The following is a 19,289-nucleotide window of genomic DNA, read 5'->3' on the forward strand; positions in this document are numbered from 1 at the left end:
GCGCGGCGCCCCGCCGGTGGTCCGGACGGAGACCGGACCCGGGCCGGAAGCCGGAGGATCGAGGGCTCAGGGCTCCACGCTGCAGACCGTGACAGTGGGAAGCGGTACCGCGGCGCGCCGGGCGGTCCGGCTCGCGGGTCAGCCGGTCTTCGAGATGACCGCCCGGCTGGGCTCCGCTCACGGTTGCAGGTCAGCGCCGGTCTTCCACCGGCTTTCCCCGAGTGCGCCGCTCATTCGGTTGTCGTCGGACGAGGACGCCGTTCCCGTGTGGAGGGACATCGTCCCCGCACGGAGCCGACGCTCCGTCAATTGTTCGAACTGGTCGCCGGTACTGTACACCGGCGCCACCTCCCGAGGCACCGGCATTCCTCGCCGTACACCGGCAGTTCGCCCGTCCCGCACCTCCCCCGCGCCCGCCGGTCACCGCCCGTCGCGGTGCGGCCCGCCGGGCGGCCGGAACACCACGCCCACCACGCGGCGCATCCTTGACTCACCGCCCCTCGGCGACGAGCCTCCCCTGAGAGTGGTGCGGAGGCGCCGGGAGCGCGCCGACCCCCTTCCGCCGGCACGCGAGGGACGTGGACGATGAGACGGAGACGGACCGGACATCCGACGATGAGACGGAGACGGACCGGACATCCGCGGCTGCGCACCAGGGTCGCCCTCCTCGCCCTGGCGGCGGCCCTGGGCGGTACGGCCGCCCTCGCACCACCGGCCCCCGCCGACACGCCACCGGCCCCCGCCGACGCACCGTCAGCCCCTGCCGCCCCCGCCGACACCCTCCCGGCCCATGACTCCGCCGCCGAGCGCCTCACCGACCTCGTCAACCCCTTCATCGGCACCAAGAACGAGGGCAACACCTTTCCCGGCGCCGCCGTCCCGTTCGGCATGGTGCAGCTCTCCCCCGACACCGGCCACCCCATGGGCTACGACTACAAGCACACCCGCATCCGCGGCTTCTCGGCCGTCCACCTCTCCGGGGTCGGCTGCCGGATCGGCGGGGACCTGCCCGTCCTGCCGACCACGGGGGAGGTGACCGAGACCGACAACGCCAAGTACGCCGCCGCGTTCTCGCACGCCGACGAGACCGCCCGGCCCGGCTACTACCGCGTCAAGCTCGGCTCGGGCGTCACCGCCGAGCTCACCGCCACCACCCACACCGGGCGTCAGCGCTTCACCTTTCCCGCCACCGACAAGGCCAACGTCCTCATCAACGCCGGCCAGTCGCTGCACCGGGGCGTCTCCAGCAAGGTGGAGATCGTCGACGACCGCACCGTGCGGGCGACGGTCACCGGGCGGGGCTTCTGCCAGGACACCCGGCCGTACACCGTCCACACGCTGACCCGCTTCGACCGGCCGTTCACCGCCTACGGCACCTGGGAGGGCGAGCGGGTGACCAGCGGTTCCCGGGCGTCCTCGGGGACCGGGCGGAACGGCGCCTGGGTGCGCTTCGACACCGGCAAGGAGCAGCGGGTCGAGGCGACCACCGCCGTCAGCTACGTGGACGCGGACGGCGCCGGGCGCAACCTGGCCGCCGAGGAGGCCGGTTTCGACCGGACGGCGGAGGCGGCGCGCGCCGCGTGGGAGAAGCGGCTGGGCGACGTCGCCGTCCAGGGCGGGAACCGGACGCTGCGCCGCACCTTCTACTCGGCGCTCTACCGGTCGTTCCTCTCCCCCAACACCGGCAGCGACACCGACGGCCGCTACCTCGGCTGGGACGGGAAGCCGCACGAGGCCAAGGGGTTCACGTACTACCAGAACTGGTCGCTGTGGGACACCTACCGTACCCAGGCGCAGCTCCTGTCCCTGCTGGCGCCGGCCGAGGCCCGCGACATGGCGCTGTCCGTGCTGCGGATCGACGCCGAGGGCGGATGGCTGCCCAAGTGGGGGTACGGGCCGGTCGAGACCAACATCATGACCGGTGACCCCGTCACCCCGTACCTCACCAACGCCTACCGCCAGGGGCTGCTCGCGGGGCACGAGGAGGAGGCGTACCGGGCGCTGCGGCGGAACGCGGACGGGGTGCCGCCCGCCGACTCCCCGTCCATGGGCCGCGAGGCCAATGAGCGCTATCTGGTGGACGGTTACGTTCCGCTGGCGCCCGAGCTGTCCCGGCACAAGCCCGGCGACTCCGACTTCCAGCAGGGCGCCTCCGCCACCCTGGAGTACGCGCTGGCCGACGGTGTGCTGGCGGAGACGGCGGAGGCGCTCGGCCACCACGACGACGCCAAGCGCTACGCGGAACGCTCCCGCAGTTACCGGAAGCTGTTCGACCCGGCGACGGGCTTCTTCCGGCCCCGCGACGCCAAGGGCGCGTTCACGGGCTCCGCGGACCCGGCGAAGAGCCCGGGCTTCCACGAGGGCACCGCCTGGCAGTACCAGTGGCTGGTCCCCCAGGACCTGCCCGGGATGATCGAGCTGATCGGGGGCCGGGAGGCGGCGGAGAAGCGGCTCGACTCCTTCTTCGCCTACGACAAGCTGCTCGCCGACCCGGCCCGCACCGCCCGCGAGGTGTGGGTGCACGGCCCGTACGACTACTACAACGCGGACAAGTACAACCCGCAGAACGAGCCCGACCTCATCGCCCCCTACACCTACCTCGCCACCGGCCGGCCCTGGAAGACCACGGACGTCGTGCACGCCGCGCTGACCCTCTTCACGGACGCGCCCGACGGCATGACCGGCAACGACGACCTGGGCACGATGTCGTCCTGGATGGTCCTCTCGGCCATCGGCGTCTACCCGGTAAGGCCCGGGACGGACGTGTGGGGGCTGAGCACCCCGGTCTTCGACCGCGTCGAACTGCGGCTGGACCAGCACTGGTACCCGCACGGCCGGTTCACCGTGACCGCGCCCGGCACCTCCGCCGCCGACCGCTACATCCAGACCGCCCGGCTGGACGGCACCGCCTTCGACCGGACATACCTGACGACGGCGGCGCTCCGGCGCGCGGAGCGGCTGGAGCTGACCGTCGGCCCGAAGCCGGGCCGGTGGGGCACCGGGCGGTCGGCGGCGGTGCCCGCCGTCGGCCGGGGACTGATCGGCTGAGGAGCCGGGAAAGGATCGGCCGAGGACGGATCGGCTGAAGGCCGGACGTCACCGGAGCGGCGCCTTCCGTCACCGGTTCCGGTGCACCATCATGAGCCGCCGTCAGCGTCCCGCCGACACGAGGACAGGGCGACGAGAGGACAGGACATGGCAGGGCTCCGGGCCGGTCACGGCATGCTGCGCCGCAAACCGATCGAGACCATCGAAGAGGCGGAGACGGCGGAGGCGCACGGCGAGCACCTGTCCCGCACCCTCGGCCTGTGGCAGCTCACGGCCATCGGCGTCGGCGGCATCATCGGCGCCGGCATCTTCAGCCTCGCCGGCACGATCGCCAACGGCACGGCCGGGCCCGCGGTGCTCGTCTCGTTCCTCATCGCGGGCCTGGCCAGCGCGGCGGCGGCGTTCTCGTACGCGGAGTTCGCGGGCCTCATCCCACGGGCCGGCTCCGCCTACACCTACGGCTACGCGGTGCTGGGCGAGATCGGCGGGTGGTTCATCGGCTGGGACCTGCTGCTGGAGTACACGGCCATCGTCTCCGTCGTCGCCATCGGCATCTCCGGCTATGTCAACTTCCTGGTGACGGAGTCGGGGGCGAACCTCCCTCACTGGATGCTGGGCGCGCCCGGCACCGGGGACGGCCACCGGGTGGACCTGTTCGCCGCCGTGCTCTGCCTGCTGATCGCCTATCTGCTCACCCTGGGCATCAAGAGCGCGGCCCGCTTCGAGACGATCGTGGTGGGGCTGAAGATCCTGGTGGTGCTGCTGGTGGTGATCGTCGGCTTCTTCCACGTGAAGAGCTCCAACTACCACCCCTTCTTCCCGTTCGGCGTGAGCGGTGCGTTCACCGGGGCCGCCACCGTGTTCTTCGCCGTCTTCGGGTACGACGCGATGTCCACGGCCGCCGAGGAGTCCAAGGACGCGCAGCGGCACATGCCCCGGGCGATCATGTACTCGCTGGGCGTCTCGATGGTGCTGTACGTGCTGGCGTGCCTGGTGCTGACGGGGATGCAGAACTACAAGGACATCGACAAGGAGAGCGGCTTCTCCACGGCCTTCAAGTCGGTGGGGCTGGGCGGCATCGCGGACGTCGTCGCGGTCGGGGCGATCATCGGCATCCTCACGGTGATGTTCACGTTCATGCTGGGTGTGACGCGGGTGTGGTTCGCGATGAGCCGCGACGGGCTGCTGCCCAAGTGGTTCGCGCACACCCACCCGACGCGGCACGTGCCGACCCGGGTCACCTGGATCGTGGGCGTCGCCTCGGCGCTCATCGCGGGGTTCGTGCCGATCGGGGAGGCCGCGGAGCTCACCAACATCGGGATCCTGCTGGCCTTCGCGGTCGTCTGCACCGCCGTGATCGTCCTCCGGTACAAGCGGCCGGAACTCCCCCGCGGCTTCCGCTGCCCGGGCGTGCCGGTGGTCCCGGGCATCGGGGTGGCGGCCTCGATCTGGCTGATCACCTACCTGGCGTGGCAGACGTGGGTGCGGTTCGCGGTGTGGTTCGTGATCGGGCTCGTCGTGTACTTCACCTACTCGTACCGGCACTCGGAGCTGGCGCACGCGGACGCCCGCGGGGTCCCTCAGGACTGATCGCGCGCTATTTCAGCAGCCGTGACAGCCGCCGGTCGGCCAGCGGCTTCCCGCCCGTCTGGCAGGTGGGGCAGTACTGGAGCGACGAGTCGCTGAAGGACACCTCGCGGATGGTGTCGCCGCAGACCGGACAGGGTTCGCCGGTGCGGCCGTGCACCCGCAGGCCGCTCTTCTTCTCCGCCTTCAGCCCGGCCGCCGCCTGCCCGCGCGAGCGCTCGACGGCGTCCCGGAGTGTCGTCCGCAGCGCCTCGTAGAGGACGGCGGCCTCCTCGTCCGCCAGGCCCGACGTCGGCTTGAACGGGGACATCCGGGCCGCGTGCAGGATCTCGTCGGAGTAGGCGTTGCCGATGCCGGCGATCACGCTCTGGTCCCGCAGGAAGCCCTTGACCTGCCGGCGTTCACCGTGCAGGAGGCGGGTGAAGACGTCGAAGGTGAACGCGTCGGCCAGCGGGTCCGGGCCGAGGCGGGCGACGCCCGGCACGTCGGACGGGTCGGGTACGCAGTAGGCGGCGAGGCGTTTCTGGGTGCCCGCCTCCGTCACGTCGAAGCCGGCGCCGCCGGCCAGCCGGACGCGCAGGGCCAGCGGCCCCTTGCCGGGGCGCGGCGGGGCGGCGGGGAGGGCGTCCTGCCAGCGCAGCCAGCCGGCCCGGGCGAGGTGGAGGACGAGGTGGGGGCCGCCCTCGGTGGCGATGTCCAGGAACTTCCCGTACCGCCGGACCCCGGCCACCGGCCGGCCCTCCAGGGCGGTGAGCGGCGGATCGTAGGTCTTGAGCACGCTCACCGCGACCGGCAGCGCCTTCTCGACCGTACGGCCGGCCAGCCGCTCGCCGAGGAAGGCCGCGAGCGCCTCGACTTCCGGCAGTTCGGGCATGGTTCCAGTGTGACGGGGGTGACGGGGCGGGCAAGTCGGCACCGGTGGGGCCGTAGGAGAGGATGACGCGAAGATGATCACCGGATCGCCGTGTCCGCGCGCGACCCCCGCACGTTTGGAGCCCCGCATGCCGCACTTCGCCGTCGACTACTCGGAATCCCTGGCCGACGTCTTCGACCGCCGGGCCTTCGCTCAGGCTCTCCACCCGCTGACCGCCGAGGTCCTGGACACCCCCATAACCAACTGCAAGACGCGCTTCCGCCGCTGCGAGGCCGTCGTGGCGGCGGACCTGCCCGGGCAGTCCCTCGTCCACGTCGAGGTCGCGCTGCTGGCGGGACGGACGGACGAGCAGAAGGCCGCGCTGAGCGAGGCGGTGCTGGCGCTGGTACGGGAGCACACGGCGGGGGCGGAGGGGGTGCTGCACGCTTCGGTGAACGTGGGTGAGCTGGGCGCGGCCTACCGACGGCACATCGGGGAGGCGGGCGTGGCGGGGGCGTAGGGGGCGTAAGGGGCCCCGGACGCCCACCGCCGCAGTGTCGCGGGACGACCGGAGCGGCGGGTCGGAGGGCGGTACGGGGACCTGGGGGACGGGCCGTCGCCGCCGCCCTACTTGCGAGGTAATCGCGCCGCGCACCCCACCCGCATAGCGTCGGCCGTGCCGGGCCGACGGAGCGCGCAGCAGCCGCCTCCTGTTCGCCCGCCCGGCCCGCGTCCGCCGCTCCGGGAGTCACCCCGGAGGCCCATGAGAGGAAGAGCCCATGGCCACGACCCCGTACCCCACCGCCGTCGCCGCACCGGCCCCGGCCGCCGGTGCCGACCGGTTCGTCCGGTTCGCGTTCCTGCTCGACGCCGTCGTCACCGGCGCCAACGGCATCGGCTACCTGGCCCTCGCCGGCGTCCTCGACTCGTTCCTCGGCTTCTCGACGGCCGTCCAGTACCCGGTCGGTGCCTTCCTCACCGTGTACGCCGTCGGCGTCCTCCTGCTGGCCACCCGGAAGACCGTCAACCGGGCCGCCGGCCTGACCGTGGCCGCGCTGAACGCGGTATGGGCCCTCGGCAGCCTCGTCGTGGCCGCGGAGGGCACCCTCGGCGCCACGACGGCCGGCACGGTGTGGACGGTGCTGCAGGGGCTGGTGGTGGGCGGCTTCGCGATCCTGCAGCACGTGGGGCTGCGGCGCGCCTGATCCCGGCCGAACTCCCCCGGCTCCCCCCGCCCCCTCCTCAGCCCCGCTCACCCACGAGCAGACCCCCCAGAGCCGTCCGCCGGTGCAGGACCGCCCGCCCGGCGCGGACCGTCCCGATCAGGCCCGCTCCGCGCAGAGCCGCCGCGTGGGCCGAGGCCGTGGCATTGCTGACGCCCAGCCGCCGGGCGAGACCGCTCGTCGTGTGCTCCTCCGCCAGCACGAGCAGCACGTCGAGCCGGGTCCGCCCGAGGACCGCGGCCAGCGCCTCCCGCGGGTCCTCGGCCCCGGCCGGGACGAGCGGGAGGCCGGGGCCGGCCGGGTAGGTGAGGCCGAGGGGGCCGTCGGGGAGGTCGGCGACGAGCGGGTGGCCCGTCCAGTGGAAGGTGGGCAGGAGGAGCAGGCCGCGGCCGAGCGGGCGGAGGTCCCGGTCGACGGAGGACGGCAATTCCCAGACCGTTCCGCGCAGCCGGCCGCCCGGGACCAGGGCGGCGAGGGCCGCGCCGGTGCCGTGCTCGGCGGCGGTCACCGCGTGGCGGGTGAACTCGGCCCGGTGCAGGTCCTGGACCAGCGGCCAGACCGGGGCGAGGACGGTGTCGAAGGCCGCCCGCTGGGCCCGGCGCAGGAGCCGCCACGCGGCGGGGGCGTCCGCGTGCAGCTCCCGCACCCACGGCGTCGGCGGGCGTCCGCCGTGGACGCGTTCCAGCTCCGGGCGGACGAGGCCCGGGGCGGCCCGGACGGCGTCCAGCCCGTCGGCGAGGGTGTCGTGGAAGACGTCGAGGAAGCGGGGTGCGGCGCCGAGTGGTGCCAGGTCCGCGAGCGGTTCGGCGGCGGCCGGCAGGGTGCGGAGCACCCGGTGCCGCCACCGGCCGAACAGCAGCGCGTCGCGCGGCTGGACGAGCATGCTCAGGGCCGCGTTGAGCTCCTGGAGCGGGGCCGGGCGGGGCGCGAACCGCACCCGGGCGAGGTCGCCCGCCGTCAAGTGGACGCGGAGCATCGCGTTCCCCCTCCTTCGTGCTTGGCGCTTGGCGCTTGGCGCTTGGCGCTTGGCGCTTGGCGCTTGATGCTTGGTGCTTGGCGCTTGGTGCTTGGCGCTTGGTGCTTGGCGCTTGGTGCTTGGCGCTTGCTGCTCGGGGCCAGCGTTTCGGTCCCAGCCTGAACGTTCGTCCGGACCGGCCGTCGGCGACCAGCATGCCGGTCGTGGCCGCCGCGCGTTCGCGGGGGCCGTCGAACGAAGGGCAGGCATCATGTCGTACACACGTCCGGGCGCGACCGTGAGCCGACGGTCCGTCATCGCCTCGGCGGCCGCCGCCGGGCTGCTGCTGTCCGGGGGCGCGGCCGCCGCCGTACCGGCGCGGGCCGCCGCCGGGAGCGGCCCGGTGGCCCTGCGGCTGCCGGCGCCGACCGGTCCGCATCCGGTGGGGGCGACGGTGCTGTACCTGGTCGACCGTTCCCGGAAGGACCCGCTGACGCCGGGGATCCCGGTCCGGGAGGTGATGGTCACCGTGTTCCACCCGGCCGCGTCCGTCCGGGGCAGGATCCGCGCGCGGCAGATGACGCCGGGCGCCGCCGCGCTGTTCGCGGAGATCGACGTCCACGTGCACCACCTGCCGACGACGGGTGTCGACTGGGCCGCCACCCGCACCCACGCGTACGCCGACGCGCCCGCCCTCCCCGGGCGCCGGCCGGTGCTGCTGTACAGCCCCGGGGGCGGGGACCCGCGCACCATGGGCACCGGGCTCGCGGAGGACCTGGCGAGCCACGGCTACGTGGTGGTCGCCGTCGACCACCCGGGGGACGCCGGCGAGGTGGAGTTCCCGGCCGACATGCCCGGGCGCGAGCGGGTGCGGCCGACCGTCCTCGCCGGACCGCCCGGTCCCGACCTCTTCGACCTCCTCGTCGACACCCGGATCGCCGACCTCCGGTTCGTCCTGGACCAGTTGGCCGCCCTGGCGGCCGGGCGGTCCCCGGACGCGCTCGGGCGCCCGCTGCCCCGAGGGCTCGGTGCGGCCCTCGACCTGCGGCGGGTGGGCGCGTACGGGCACTCTCTGGGCGGGACGGCGGTGACGGAGGCCCTGCGCGCGGACCGCCGGATCCGGGCCGCCGTCAACCTGGAGGGGTACCTCGACCACCCGCCGGCCGCCGACGGCCGGCCCGGGGAACTGTTCCCCGTGGCGCGGGAGGGTACGGACCGGCCGTTGCTGCTGGCCGGCACGGACGGCTTCCGGAACGAGCGGTTCGAGCGCTCCTGGCCGGCCGTACTGGCCCGCTCGGGCGGCCGGGCCCGGCGCCGCCTCCTCCACGGCGCCGCGCACTGGGTGTTCACCGACTACGCGGCCCTGGCGCCCCGGCTCCAGGCGGCGGCCCTGATGCCGGCCCGGGACCGGAACGCCCTCGTCGGCCCGGCCGGGCCGGAACGGTCCGTTCCGGCGGTGCGGGGGCTGGTGCGCTCCTTCTTCGGCCGGTACCTGCCCGCAGGGGCGGCGGGGGCCCTCTGACCCCCGTCAGCCCGCCGCCCCCGGGAACTCGAACCGCGTCATCCGCAGGACGTCCCGCAGTCCGGGGACACGGCTCGTCAGGCGCGCTTCCAGGCGGGCGAGCGGCGCGACCCGGCGGACGTCGGGGAGGTCGCAGCCGCGGATGGCGTCGAGGCAGGTCAGGCCGGGGTGCAGGCGTTCCAGGGCGCGGGGGTCGTCGATGCCCCAGTGCACCCGCGCGCCGGTCTTGCGGAGGCAGGGCACCAGCCTCTGCATGCGGATGCCCAGGCCGTTGAAGCAGTCGAACAGGAGCTGTCCGCCCGGGAAGTGGGCGGTGATCCGCCGGATCAGGCGCTCGCCCTCGTCCGGCCGCAGGTACATGGAGAGCCCTTCGAAGACCGCCACCACGGGCCGGTCGGCGGGGAGTTCCTCCAGCCAGCCGTCGGCGGTCACGGAGGCCGCGAGGGTGCGGTGGTCGCCGCCGGGGGCCGGGAGGAGGCGGTCGCGGAGGGCGACGACCTCGGGGAGGTCGACGTCGATCCAGCGGGTCTCCGGGAACCGGGCGAGGCGGTGCGCCCGGGTGTCGAGCCCGCAGGCCAGGTGGAGCACGGTGGCCCGGGGGCGCCGGGCCAGGTACTCGGCCGTCCAGCCGTCCAGGCAGTGGGCGCGCAGGGCGACGCCGGCCGCGTCCACGGACGTCGTGCCCATCCCGCGGAAGTCGTAGTCGAGGCGCCGGACGGTGTCGAGGGCCGTCTCGTCGTGCAGGAGGGAGTGGCGGGAGCGGCTGTCGAGGGCGCGGGCGTAGAGGGTGGCGAGGAGGGTTTCCTGGACGCCGGTGAGGGTGATCTTCTCGCGGTCCATGGGCCTCCTCGCCGAAGGGCGGACGCTTCCGTTCTCACGGTAGCCCCGGCGGTGTCCTCCCGTCCCGGCCCCGGGGAAGACCGGCCGGGCGGGGGACGGAGGGGGGATGCCGCCGGGGCCCGGCCGTCAGCCCTCCGCCGCCGGGGCCGTCGCGCCGCGCGCGGCCCAGCGCTGCTCGACCTTGGCGAGGCGCCAGTAGGCGAGGGCCGCGGCCCAGACCACCACGAACAGGCCGACGATGACGAAGCCGACGTTGTCGAGGTTCAGGCCGGCGATCCAGCCGGTGACCGCGTCGTCCATGTCCAGCTTCTCGTGCAGCACGCCGACCAGTTCGATGGTGCCGATGAGGAAGGCGACGGCGATCGACAGGCCGGTGATGGTGAGGTTGTAGTAGACCTTGCGGACCGGGTTGGAGAACGCCCACTGGTAGGCGAAGTTCATGAACGTGCCGTCCAGCGTGTCGAAGAGGCTCATGCCGGCGGCGAACAGCAGCGGCAGGCAGAGGATCGCGTACCAGGGCAGTCCGGCGGCGGCGCCGCTGCCGGCCATCACCATCAGGGTGACCTCGGTGGCGGTGTCGAAGCCCAGGCCGAACAGGAAGCCCAGCGGGTACATCTGGCCGGGGCGGCTGATGGAGCGGGTGAACCGGCCGAGGATCCGGTTCATGAAACCGCGCGAGTCGAGCTGCTTCTCCAGCTCGGTCTCGTCGTAGCGGCCCTCGCGCATGGCGCGGAAGATGCGCAGGATGCCGGCCAGGGCGACGAGGTTGAGGGCGGCGATGAGGTAGAGGAAGCCGCCCGAGACGCTGGTGCCGACGATACCGAGCGTCTGGTGGGTGGACGACTCCTCGTCCATCAGCGTGCTCGCCATGTGCGTGCCGCCGGCGACCAGGGCGGCCATGACGACCACGACGCTGGAGTGGCCGAGGGCGAACCAGAAGCCGACGGAGACCGGGCGCTTGCCGTCGGCCATCAGCTTGCGGGTGGTGTTGTCGATGGCGGCGATGTGGTCGGCGTCGAAGGCGTGCCGCATGCCGAGGGTGTAGGCGGTGACGCCGAGGCCGACGCCGTACACCTTGGATCCCACGTGGTAGTCGTTGGGGACGACGAGCAGGAAGAGCACGCCGAAGGCGACGACGTGCAGGGCGGCTATGACGGCGAGCAGGCCGGCGGTCCGCATCGTGTCCTCGCGGCGCCAGCGGAAGGCGGCGGACGGCCCGGCGGCGGCTTGGGCGGACACGCCGGTGGGCGCGTCGGTGGGCAGGGTCATTTGGGGGTTCACGCTCCAGCACCTCGTGGATCGGTTCACTGAGATGCCGTGGCCGGTCTCCTGGCTGACGGGTTCGTTCGCGTCCGCCCCCGCCTTCCCGGCAGCCGGCTGCGGCCAGTGGCTCCCCGCGCCCGGTGGCGCGCGGAACGGGACGGTCACTCCCCGATCACAGTGGCGAGGGCCGCTCCGGAATCGGATCCCCCTGGGAGGGTCCTGCACCGGTCTTCCCGAACACCACGGCCGGGTCACTGTAACGCCCCTGCCAGTGCGGATGCACCGAGAGTGGTGATTGTCATGTCCTGCCTCAGGGGGCGCTCCGGTTGCGGTACCGGCTTCCGTCCCCTGCCGCGCTCCGGTCCCGTGCGCCCCGGGTCTTGACTCGGCGCGGAGCGCCCGGCCAGAGTCACCCAGCATCGCGTCCGGCCCACGGGCCCCAACTCCCGTGCGCTGTTCGGGCGATGGCCGCGCACCGGTCCGGCCCGCCCCGTCCGGGGTGATGGACGGGCCGGGCGGGCCGGTGTACGAGTGCAGGTATCGCGCCGACGGGAAGGGTGGCCGCCATGGCGGAGAGAGCGGGCGAGAGAGCCGACGGGCCGGACGGTCAGGGCGGATTCGTCCGCCGCGTCGGACCGTTCCAGGCCACCGCCATCAACATGAGCCAGATGTGCGGGATCGGCCCGTTCGTCACCATCCCGCTCATGGTCGCGGCCTTCGGCGGCCCGCAGGCCGTCATCGGCTTCCTCGCGGGCGCGCTGCTCGCCCTCGCGGACGGCCTGGTGTGGGCCGAGCTCGGCGCGTCCCTGCCGGGCGCGGGCGGCAGTTACGTCTACCTGCGGCAGGCGTTCCAGTACCGGACGGGCCGGCTGATGCCGTTCCTGTTCGTCTGGACGGCCATGCTCTACGTGCCGCTGGCCATGGCGAGCGGCGTGATGGGCTTCGTGCAGTACCTGGGGTACCTCTGGCCGGGCATGACCCCGACGCAGGGGGACCTGACGGGGCTGGCGCTCATCGTGGTCGTCGTGGCGCTGCTGTGGGGACGGGTGGAGAACATGGCCCGGATCACGACGGTGCTCTGGGGCGTGATGATCGCGGCCGTGGTGCTGGTGATCACCGCCGCGTTCACCCACTTCAGTCCGGACCGGGCGTTCACCTACCCGTCGCACGCCTTCGAGCTGACGAGCGATCACTTCTGGATCGGCTTCGCGGCGGGGCTGACCATCGGCATCTACGACTACGGCGGTTACTGGACGACCGCTTACATGGGCGCCGAGATCAAGGACCCCGGGCGTACGATCCCGCGCTCCATCATCTACTCCATCCTCGGCATCATGGGCATCTACCTGCTGCTGCAGATCGGCACCCTGGGCGTCGTGGACTGGCGGGACATGCTCGACGCGGACAACGTCGCCTCGTCCTCCGTGGCCTCCGCCGTGCTGGAACGCACCTGGGGGCGGGGGGCCGCCGACGCCGTCACCGTGCTCGTCCTGATCACCGCCGTGGCGTCGGTCTTCACCGGTCTCCTGGGCGCCTCCCGGATCCCCTACAACGCGGCCCGGGAGAAGGTGTTCTTCCGCGCGTTCGGCACCCTGCACCCCCGCCACCGCTTCCCCGTCCTCGGCCTGGTGAGCATGGGGGCGATCGGCTGCGTCGGGTTCCTGATCGGCCGTCATACGGACCTGGCGACGCTGATCCAGCTGCTGACCACGGTGATGGTGCTGGTCCAGGCGCTGGGGCAGATCGCGGCCGTGACCGTCCTGCGCCGCCGCCAGCCGGCCCTGCCGCGCCCGTACCGGATGTGGCTCTACCCGCTGCCGAGCCTGGTGGCGCTGGTCGGGTGGCTCGTCATCTACGGCTACGCGGACCGCAATTCGCCCGGGCGGCACCCCATCGAGTGGTCGCTCGCCTGGTTCGCCGCGGGCTGCCTGGCCTTCCTGCTGTGGGCGCGGGTGGAGCGGGTCTGGCCGTTCGGACCGCGGGAGATCAGCGAGGAGTACCTGCCGGGCGCCGGCGGGGACACGGATGAGGGCGCGGGTGAGGGCGCCGCCCCGGAACCGGACGCCGGCACCGGCCCGGTGGAGCCCACGCCCGCCTGACGCACCACCTGACGCCCCGTCGGACGGCGGCGTCCGCAGAGGCCCGCCACGCCCGCCCCGGGATCACCTCCCAGAGCGGTGAGAGAATCGTCCCCATGCCCCTGACCACCACGACGTCCCCCCGCCCCCCGGACTCCGGACGGCGCAAGCTGCTCTGGCACCGGCTCATATTCGGGCTCTGGTACCGGCCCGTCGAAGTGCTCGACGAGGCCCGGGACCGGAGCGTCTGGGGCGCCGCCATGTTCCTGTGCCTGCTCTGCGGGGCGCTGGGGACCATGGCCAAGGACTCGTTCTGGGCCCAGTGGGACGTGAGCCCCGCACTCGCCCTGGAGGCCATGGCCATCGGCTCGGGCGTCGTCCTGCTCGCCAGCGTGCTGCTGGGCCTGGTCACCCACGCCATCGCCCGCCGACTCGGCGGCAACGGCCGGCCCGGGCCGACGGCGAGCCTGTTCGTCCTCGTCTTCTGGACCACCGACCTCCCCCGGCTGGTCCTGGACTCCTGCCTGCCGAGCGCCTCGATCCCCGTCCGCGCCACCGCCGCGGCCTCCGCCGTCTTCGGCTGCGCCCTGGCCACCCTCCTCATCCGCGGCCAGCACCACCTGCCGACCCACAAGGCGGTGGCGGCGGTGAGCATCCAGATGCTGGCGGCGGTGGCCCTGCTGAAGTTCCCCCCGGGCAGCGGCTGAGCGAGCGCCGCCCCGGGCGGCTCCCGGCGCTCCGGCGCCGCGCGGAGCGTCCCCCGGCCCTCCGGCCCGTCACCGCGGCGGGCCGGTTCGTCGTGCGCCCGGATCCGGGCATGCGAAGGCCCGCCCGGTGCGACGGGGGATGCACACCGGGCGGGCTCGAAGACAGTTCTACCTCATCAAGGATGGGTTATGCATCAAAAACGTGTTCGGCTTGCGGCCGACCAGCGCACGGGGAGCGAAATCAGGCCACGCGCGCGAATGGACGGACGCCACTTCAGTTCCTCTCTCGGAACGGCGAGTTCCAGTTTCTCGAAGCGTTCGAGCAGGGCCGCCAGGGCGATTTCGGTCTCCATGCGGCCGAGCGCGGCGCCCAGGCAGTAGTGGATGCCGTGGCCCAGGGCCAGCGAACCGGTGTTGTTGCGCCGCAGGTCAAGGCGGTCGGGGTCGGGGAAGCGGGCGGGGTCGCGGTTGGCGGAGGCCAGGGAGAGGAGGACGGTTTCGCCGGCCGGGACGGTGACGCCGCCGATTTCGACGTCCTCCAGCGGGAAGCGGCGGATGGCCAGGGGGCCGGGGCCGTCCCAGCGGTTCAGCTCCTCCACGGCCGCCGCGAGTCCGTCCGGATTCTTTCGCAGGGCGCGGAGCTCCTCGGGGTGGTCCAGGAGGGCCAGCACCGAGTTGGCGATCAGATGGACGGTGTTCTCGTAGCCGGCGAACAGCAGGAGGAAGGCGAGCGAGGTCAGTTCGTCCTCGGAGAGGCGGTCACTGCCGTCGCGGACGGCGATCAGGTCGGACAGCAGATCGTCCGCGGGCTCGGCGCGCTTGGCGGCGAGCAGGCCGGCGAAGAAGCGGATCATGCTCCCCACCGCCTCGCGGGCCGCCTCCGGACGGGCCGGGTCGGGGGTGATCAGGGCGTCCGTCCAGGCCCGGAAGTCCAGCCGCCGCTCCTCCGGGATGCCCAGCAGGTCGCACATGACCATGATGGGCAGCGGGCCGGCGTAGACGGCCAGCAGGTCGGCGGCGCCCGCCGGTTCGACGGCGTCGAGCAGTCCGTCGGCGAGGCGGCGCACCGGCCCGCGCAGCTTCTCCACCCGGCCGGGGGTGAACGCCTTGACCACCAGGCGGCGGACGCGGGTGTGGTCCGGGGGGTCCATGTTGAGCAGGTTGGCGTCGAGGGCCGGGGGCAGGGAGAGGCCGGCGTAGTTGCCGGGCTTGGCGTTGCGCTTGTCGAGGGAGAGCCGCGGGTCGGCGAGCGCCCGGCGGACGTCCTCGTAACGGGTCACCAGCCAGGCGGGGTTGCCGTCCGCGCCCTGGACGCGGTGGACCGGGCCGGCCTCCCGGAGGGCGGCGAGGGTGCCGTGCGGGTCGGCGATGAGGGGGCGCACGTCGATGGGTCGTCGCATGCCGTCGACCCTAGGGGGGCGGCGGCAGGCCGCGGTGCCCGGCCCTCGCCTTCCCGTCGAAAGAGTTCGGCGCGGGCCGGCATCGGTCCCGTGAGTACGGGCACCGGCGCCGGCCCGCGCCGCGGGCGGCCGTGACCCCCGTCCATGGCCGCCACGTCTGTGGGTCGCGCGTCCTCAGTGGGGACGGCGCTCCGCACTGGTCTCCCGTAACTCCTTGAGCACGGCGTCGACCAGTTGGTCGTGGAAGACGTCGGCGACGAGCGCCAGGTGCTCGTGCTCGGCCGCCGGGTCGGAACTGACGGTCACCACCACGCTGTCGGCGTGCGGGACCGGGACGTGGCCGGTCGCCTGGTTGGCCAGGCCCCGGCGGAAGGCCGCGGCCTCCACCACGGCGGCGAGCCGGCGCTCGTCCAGCGCGGCGGCGTCCGCCCTGCGGTGGGCGATCTCCAGGGCGGCGGGCTCGACATGGCGGCGGACGCCGCGCTGGATGTCGCGGATCTCGGCCATCTGCCGGTTGGCCCGCCACTCCAGGTCGGCCAGCGGCCAGCGGGAGACCCAGCGGGAGGTGCCGATGGTCACCTCGGGGACGTGCGCGGTGACCTCCTCCCAGAGCGGGTGGAGGCGGCGCAGCCGGCGCCAGGCGGTGGCGCGCGGGCCGACGGCGGGCAGCGAGAAGCCGAGGAGGACGAGCAGGGCCGCCACCGAGGCGCTCATCGGGGCCACGCCGTTGGACAGCCAGTACACGTCACGGCCGGCCCAGGTGAGGACGAACCCGGCGAGTTTGCAGGCGCAGTAGAGCAGTCCCAGCCAGCAGCCCGCGGCGAGCGTCCGCAGCCCCTTGGAGAGCCAGGACGGGCCGAGGGTGGCGGCGTAGCGGGGGCACAGGACGCCGAGCCCGGCGAGGCTGGTGCCGAAGATGGCCAGGTACAGCGTCAGGAAGGCGACCACGCCGGGGGCGTCGGCGTAGGCGGTGCTGAAGTCGCGGGGGTGCTCGACGGCGTCCGGGCGGCCGACGGCGAAGCAGACGATCGCCGCCGTCCAGGCCGCCGCCACGGCGGCCACCGCGAACCGGGACCGCCCGACCGCGCGGGCGTGCGCCGAGGCGTCGCCGCGGCTGGTCCAGCGGAGCAGCAGCACGGTGGCGCCGGAGGCGAACAGCACGACGGCCGAGTAGAGGAAGACCATCGCCAGGTTGGCGACGCCGGTGAGCCGGTCGAAGGCGCGGTAGACGCTCGGCGCGGAGAACAGGAAGACGACGGGCACGCCGGCGGTCATGAGCGCGGTCAGGCCCAGGTCGGTGTTGCCGCGGTCGCGGAACCAGGCGCGGGCCTTGTAGGCGACGATGACCCAGGTGACGGCGGAGAAGGTGAGGTAGAGGGCGTCAAACACCGGCACCACCACCGCCGTCCGTTCCGCCGGCGCCGTCGTCGGCCCGGGCCCGGCGCACGTGCTGGAGCGCGGGGCCGAGGGAGGCGGCGAGTTCGGCGGCCGGGCCCTCCAGCGGCTGCTCCTGGCCGGGCGGGGGCGGTACGACCTTCTCCATGAGGAGGGTGCCGAGGATCTCGGTCTCGCGCTCGGTGAGGTTGTCGTAGCAGTGGTGCCGGGCCAGCCCCATGGTGAGCCCCATCCGGCGCATGGCGGTGGCGACGTCGACGGACGGCGTCCACACCTTGAGGGCGTCCTCGGTGACGGTCGGATCCTGGTCGTGGCCGAGCAGCAGGTGCCCGATCTCGTGCAGCACGATGTGGACCTGGTGCCAGGGCGAGGTCTTGAGCTCGTAGACGACCCAGTAGCCGTCGTCGGTGGTGGCGGTCATCCCGGAGACGACGCCGTCGAGGCTCATCGGCACCAGGTGGATCGGCCGTCCCACGCGGCGGGCGACGATGTCGCACAGGCCGCGGAGATCGGTGGAGGCCGGCAGCGCGAGCTCGGCGATGAGCTGCTTGCACCGTCGGCGAATCCGCCCCACCCGCATGACTGCACCGTCCTCATCCTCGGTACGCCGCCAGTGGGTGAAGAGCCGGTCGTCCGCCACGACGGTCACGGGCGCTCCTCACCCCCCGCCGCGGGCGGGTCCGACGGCAGGTTCATCTGCTGCCGGAACTGGGAGATGATGGTGGTCAGGCTGTCCTGGACCTCGGGCGGCAGGCCCACCGAGCGCAGGGCGATGGCCCGTACCCGCTGGTCCCGCATCGCGACGAGGAAGCGGACCTCCTCCTCCACCCGGGCGGTCTGCGGCGCGGACAGGTCGCCCATCAGGTAGCCGACCGGCACGGCGAAGAACTTCGCCAGCGCCCGCAGCACGTCCGGGCTGGGGTTGGCGCGCTTCCCGTTGCGCAGCATCGACAGGTACTGCTCGGTGAGCGTGACCCCGCCGTACTCCTCCGTGCCGCGGCTGATCTCCTCCGCGACATGGGCGTTGGTGTACGGCGCACCCGGCGGGTGCATGTTGGCGAACAGGTAGTTGAGCCGCCCCGCCAGTGGGCTGCCCGTGTCTCCCGTCGCTCTGTCCCCCCTGACCGCCATGTGTCCCCCCGTTCCAGGTGCCTGGTTTCGCACGGCCGCCTCACGGCCGGTTAAGCCCTGAAGGGTCGCGATGGGCATCCTGTCACGCGCGGACGCGAAGCACTAGTCCGTTCCGGATTACGAGCGGGTGAAGGACTTAACCGTCGGTTGATGGCAGGTCAGGAAGCCCTGGGCAGGCGGCGGAGCCGGTAGCGGCCCGCTCCGGCGTCCTGGTGAATCCTGTCGCGTCCGCCTCTCGCCACACCCCTCCCGCCGGGTGGAGGATGACACGCTCACCTCGTATGTGCCCCCGCGCACCGGAGAGGAACCCGCCCATGCGCAGACCCCTCGCCGTAACCGCTCTCGCAGCACTCCTCCTCGGCCTCACGGCCCTCTCCCCCGGCGGCCGCGCCGCCGCCGACCCCGGGCAGCGCGCCCTGGCCGCCGCGGCCGACGCCTACTGGACCGCCGACCGGATGGCCTCCGCCCTCCCCGCCGAGGCCGCGCGCCGCGCCGAGTCCGCCCCACCCGACGCCCGCAAGGCGCCCGTCCCGCCGAGCCACCCCTTCGACGGGCTGCCCCAGGTGGGCACCTTCTTCTGGACCGACGGCCAGGGCCAGGGCCGGTTCTGCGGCGGGACGGTGGTCCGCAGCCCGTACCGCAACCTGGTGGTGAGCGCGGCGCACTGCCTGCGCCGCCCGGACCCCAAGCGGCGGCTGTCGTTCGTGCCGCAGTACCACGACGGGCTCAAGCCGCACGGCGTCTTCCCGGTCGAGGCGATCTACATCGACCAGCGCTACTACGACCTGGGCACGGACGGCGGCGCCCGCTGGGACTACACCGTCGTCCGGCTCGGCGACCGCGCGGACGGCATCCCGGTCGAGCGCGTGACGGGCGGCTTCGACCTCGCCTTCCACCCCGGCTACCGGCACTCCGACGTCCGGCTGATCGGCTACCCGGGCAACAGCGACGCCAAGTACCCCAAGCCCCTCGACTGCCGCTCCACCACCCGCCGTTACACGAGTACGGACCCCAAGGCCCCCGGCGACTTCCTGGAGATCGCCTGCGCCGGGTACGTCGGCGGCACCTCGGGCGGTCCGTTCCTGATCCGCGGCGCGACGGGCGGGTACACGCTGATCGGCGTGATCGGCGGCTACCACACGGGCGGTGACACCCCGGACATCTCCTACAGCTCCTACTTCACCGAGGACCTGCTGGACCTGTACGTCGACGCGGTGCACGGCGAGCCGCCGGCGGGCTGAGGACGCGAAGAGGCCCCCGGGGACGGATCCCCGGGGGCCTCTTCCC

The 19,289-nt window shown here is 73.4% G+C and carries 16 protein-coding genes and 2 riboswitches; of the genes, 8 read left to right on the forward strand and 8 right to left on the reverse strand.

Annotated elements, in window-relative coordinates:
- Positions 1–123: 123 nt before the first annotated feature.
- A riboswitch (cobalamin riboswitch) is annotated at positions 124–218 on the reverse strand.
- A gap of 397 nt (positions 219–615) precedes the next feature.
- A complete protein-coding gene (locus ACH4PU_RS22020; protein ID WP_398274505.1) occupies positions 616–3,048 on the forward strand; it encodes a GH92 family glycosyl hydrolase in 2,433 nt (810 codons plus the stop codon).
- A 147-nt stretch (positions 3,049–3,195) separates the two neighbouring features.
- Positions 3,196–4,638 (forward strand): amino acid permease, encoded by a 1,443-nt coding sequence (locus tag ACH4PU_RS22025; RefSeq protein WP_398274508.1) that lies wholly within the window; start codon positions 3,196–3,198, stop codon positions 4,636–4,638.
- 7 nt (positions 4,639–4,645) lie between these two features.
- Here the strand turns inward: ACH4PU_RS22025 and ACH4PU_RS22030 are convergent, their stop codons facing one another.
- The gene (locus ACH4PU_RS22030; RefSeq protein ID WP_398274511.1) at positions 4,646–5,509 is read right to left on the reverse strand and encodes an Fpg/Nei family DNA glycosylase; all 864 of its coding nucleotides are present in this window, start codon (positions 5,507–5,509) and stop codon (positions 4,646–4,648) included.
- 127 nt (positions 5,510–5,636) lie between these two features.
- Here ACH4PU_RS22030 and ACH4PU_RS22035 point away from each other — a divergent pair, with 127 nt between their 5' ends.
- Both ACH4PU_RS22035 and ACH4PU_RS22040 read left to right on the forward strand, forming a co-directional pair.
- Positions 5,637–6,008, forward strand: a complete 372-nt coding sequence (locus ACH4PU_RS22035; protein ID WP_398274514.1) for a 5-carboxymethyl-2-hydroxymuconate Delta-isomerase — start codon at positions 5,637–5,639, stop codon at positions 6,006–6,008.
- Positions 6,009–6,267: 259 nt separating this feature from the next.
- The gene (locus tag ACH4PU_RS22040) at positions 6,268–6,693 is read left to right on the forward strand and encodes a hypothetical protein (RefSeq protein WP_398274517.1); all 426 of its coding nucleotides are present in this window, start codon (positions 6,268–6,270) and stop codon (positions 6,691–6,693) included.
- Positions 6,694–6,730: 37 nt separating this feature from the next.
- On the opposite strand, the gene ACH4PU_RS22045 is transcribed toward ACH4PU_RS22040, so the two are convergent.
- The gene (locus ACH4PU_RS22045) at positions 6,731–7,687 is read right to left on the reverse strand and encodes a helix-turn-helix domain-containing protein (RefSeq protein WP_398274520.1); all 957 of its coding nucleotides are present in this window, start codon (positions 7,685–7,687) and stop codon (positions 6,731–6,733) included.
- Positions 7,688–7,937: 250 nt separating this feature from the next.
- Here ACH4PU_RS22045 and ACH4PU_RS22050 point away from each other — a divergent pair, with 250 nt between their 5' ends.
- The gene (locus ACH4PU_RS22050) at positions 7,938–9,188 is read left to right on the forward strand and encodes an alpha/beta hydrolase family protein (RefSeq protein ID WP_398274523.1); all 1,251 of its coding nucleotides are present in this window, start codon (positions 7,938–7,940) and stop codon (positions 9,186–9,188) included.
- Between the two features lie 6 nt (positions 9,189–9,194).
- Here the strand turns inward: ACH4PU_RS22050 and ACH4PU_RS22055 are convergent, their stop codons facing one another.
- Positions 9,195–10,028 carry a class I SAM-dependent methyltransferase gene (locus ACH4PU_RS22055; protein WP_398274526.1) on the reverse strand — a complete coding sequence of 278 codons (834 nt, stop codon included), beginning with the start codon at positions 10,026–10,028 and terminating at the stop codon, positions 9,195–9,197.
- Positions 10,029–10,154: 126 nt separating this feature from the next.
- Positions 10,155–11,297, reverse strand: a complete 1,143-nt coding sequence (locus ACH4PU_RS22060; protein ID WP_398274723.1) for a HoxN/HupN/NixA family nickel/cobalt transporter — start codon at positions 11,295–11,297, stop codon at positions 10,155–10,157.
- 32 nt (positions 11,298–11,329) lie between these two features.
- A riboswitch (cobalamin riboswitch) is annotated at positions 11,330–11,551 on the reverse strand.
- 306 nt (positions 11,552–11,857) lie between these two features.
- Between ACH4PU_RS22060 and ACH4PU_RS22065 the strand changes: the two genes are divergently transcribed.
- Positions 11,858–13,390, forward strand: coding sequence for an APC family permease (locus tag ACH4PU_RS22065; RefSeq protein WP_398274528.1), 1,533 nt, complete (start codon positions 11,858–11,860; stop codon positions 13,388–13,390).
- A gap of 95 nt (positions 13,391–13,485) precedes the next feature.
- Positions 13,486–14,076, forward strand: coding sequence for a YIP1 family protein (locus ACH4PU_RS22070; protein ID WP_398274531.1), 591 nt, complete (start codon positions 13,486–13,488; stop codon positions 14,074–14,076).
- Between the two features lie 194 nt (positions 14,077–14,270).
- On the opposite strand, the gene ACH4PU_RS22075 is transcribed toward ACH4PU_RS22070, so the two are convergent.
- The 4 genes from ACH4PU_RS22075 to ACH4PU_RS22090 all read right to left on the reverse strand — a co-directional run bounded on the left by ACH4PU_RS22075 (position 14,271) and on the right by ACH4PU_RS22090 (position 18,002).
- Positions 14,271–15,476 carry a cytochrome P450 gene (locus tag ACH4PU_RS22075; protein ID WP_398274536.1) on the reverse strand — a complete coding sequence of 402 codons (1,206 nt, stop codon included), beginning with the start codon at positions 15,474–15,476 and terminating at the stop codon, positions 14,271–14,273.
- Positions 15,477–15,650: 174 nt separating this feature from the next.
- The gene (locus ACH4PU_RS22080; protein ID WP_398274726.1) at positions 15,651–16,865 is read right to left on the reverse strand and encodes an MAB_1171c family putative transporter; all 1,215 of its coding nucleotides are present in this window, start codon (positions 16,863–16,865) and stop codon (positions 15,651–15,653) included.
- Entirely contained in the window at positions 16,858–17,520 is a 663-nt protein-coding gene (locus tag ACH4PU_RS22085) for a hypothetical protein (RefSeq protein ID WP_398274539.1), read from the reverse strand. The genes ACH4PU_RS22080 and ACH4PU_RS22085 overlap by 8 nt, the downstream gene beginning before the upstream one ends.
- Positions 17,517–18,002, reverse strand: a complete 486-nt coding sequence (locus ACH4PU_RS22090) for a helix-turn-helix domain-containing protein (protein WP_185942760.1) — start codon at positions 18,000–18,002, stop codon at positions 17,517–17,519. Before ACH4PU_RS22090 ends, ACH4PU_RS22085 begins: the two co-directional genes overlap by 4 nt.
- 314 nt (positions 18,003–18,316) lie before the next feature.
- On the opposite strand from ACH4PU_RS22090, the gene ACH4PU_RS22095 reads away from it, so the two are divergent.
- A complete protein-coding gene (locus tag ACH4PU_RS22095) occupies positions 18,317–19,243 on the forward strand; it encodes a trypsin-like peptidase domain-containing protein (RefSeq protein ID WP_398274542.1) in 927 nt (308 codons plus the stop codon).
- Positions 19,244–19,289: the final 46 nt, after the last annotated feature.

The sequence above is a fragment of the Streptomyces sp. NPDC021100 genome (assembly GCF_044333095.1).
In the GTDB taxonomy this organism is placed as follows: Bacteria; Actinomycetota; Actinomycetes; order Streptomycetales; family Streptomycetaceae; genus Streptomyces.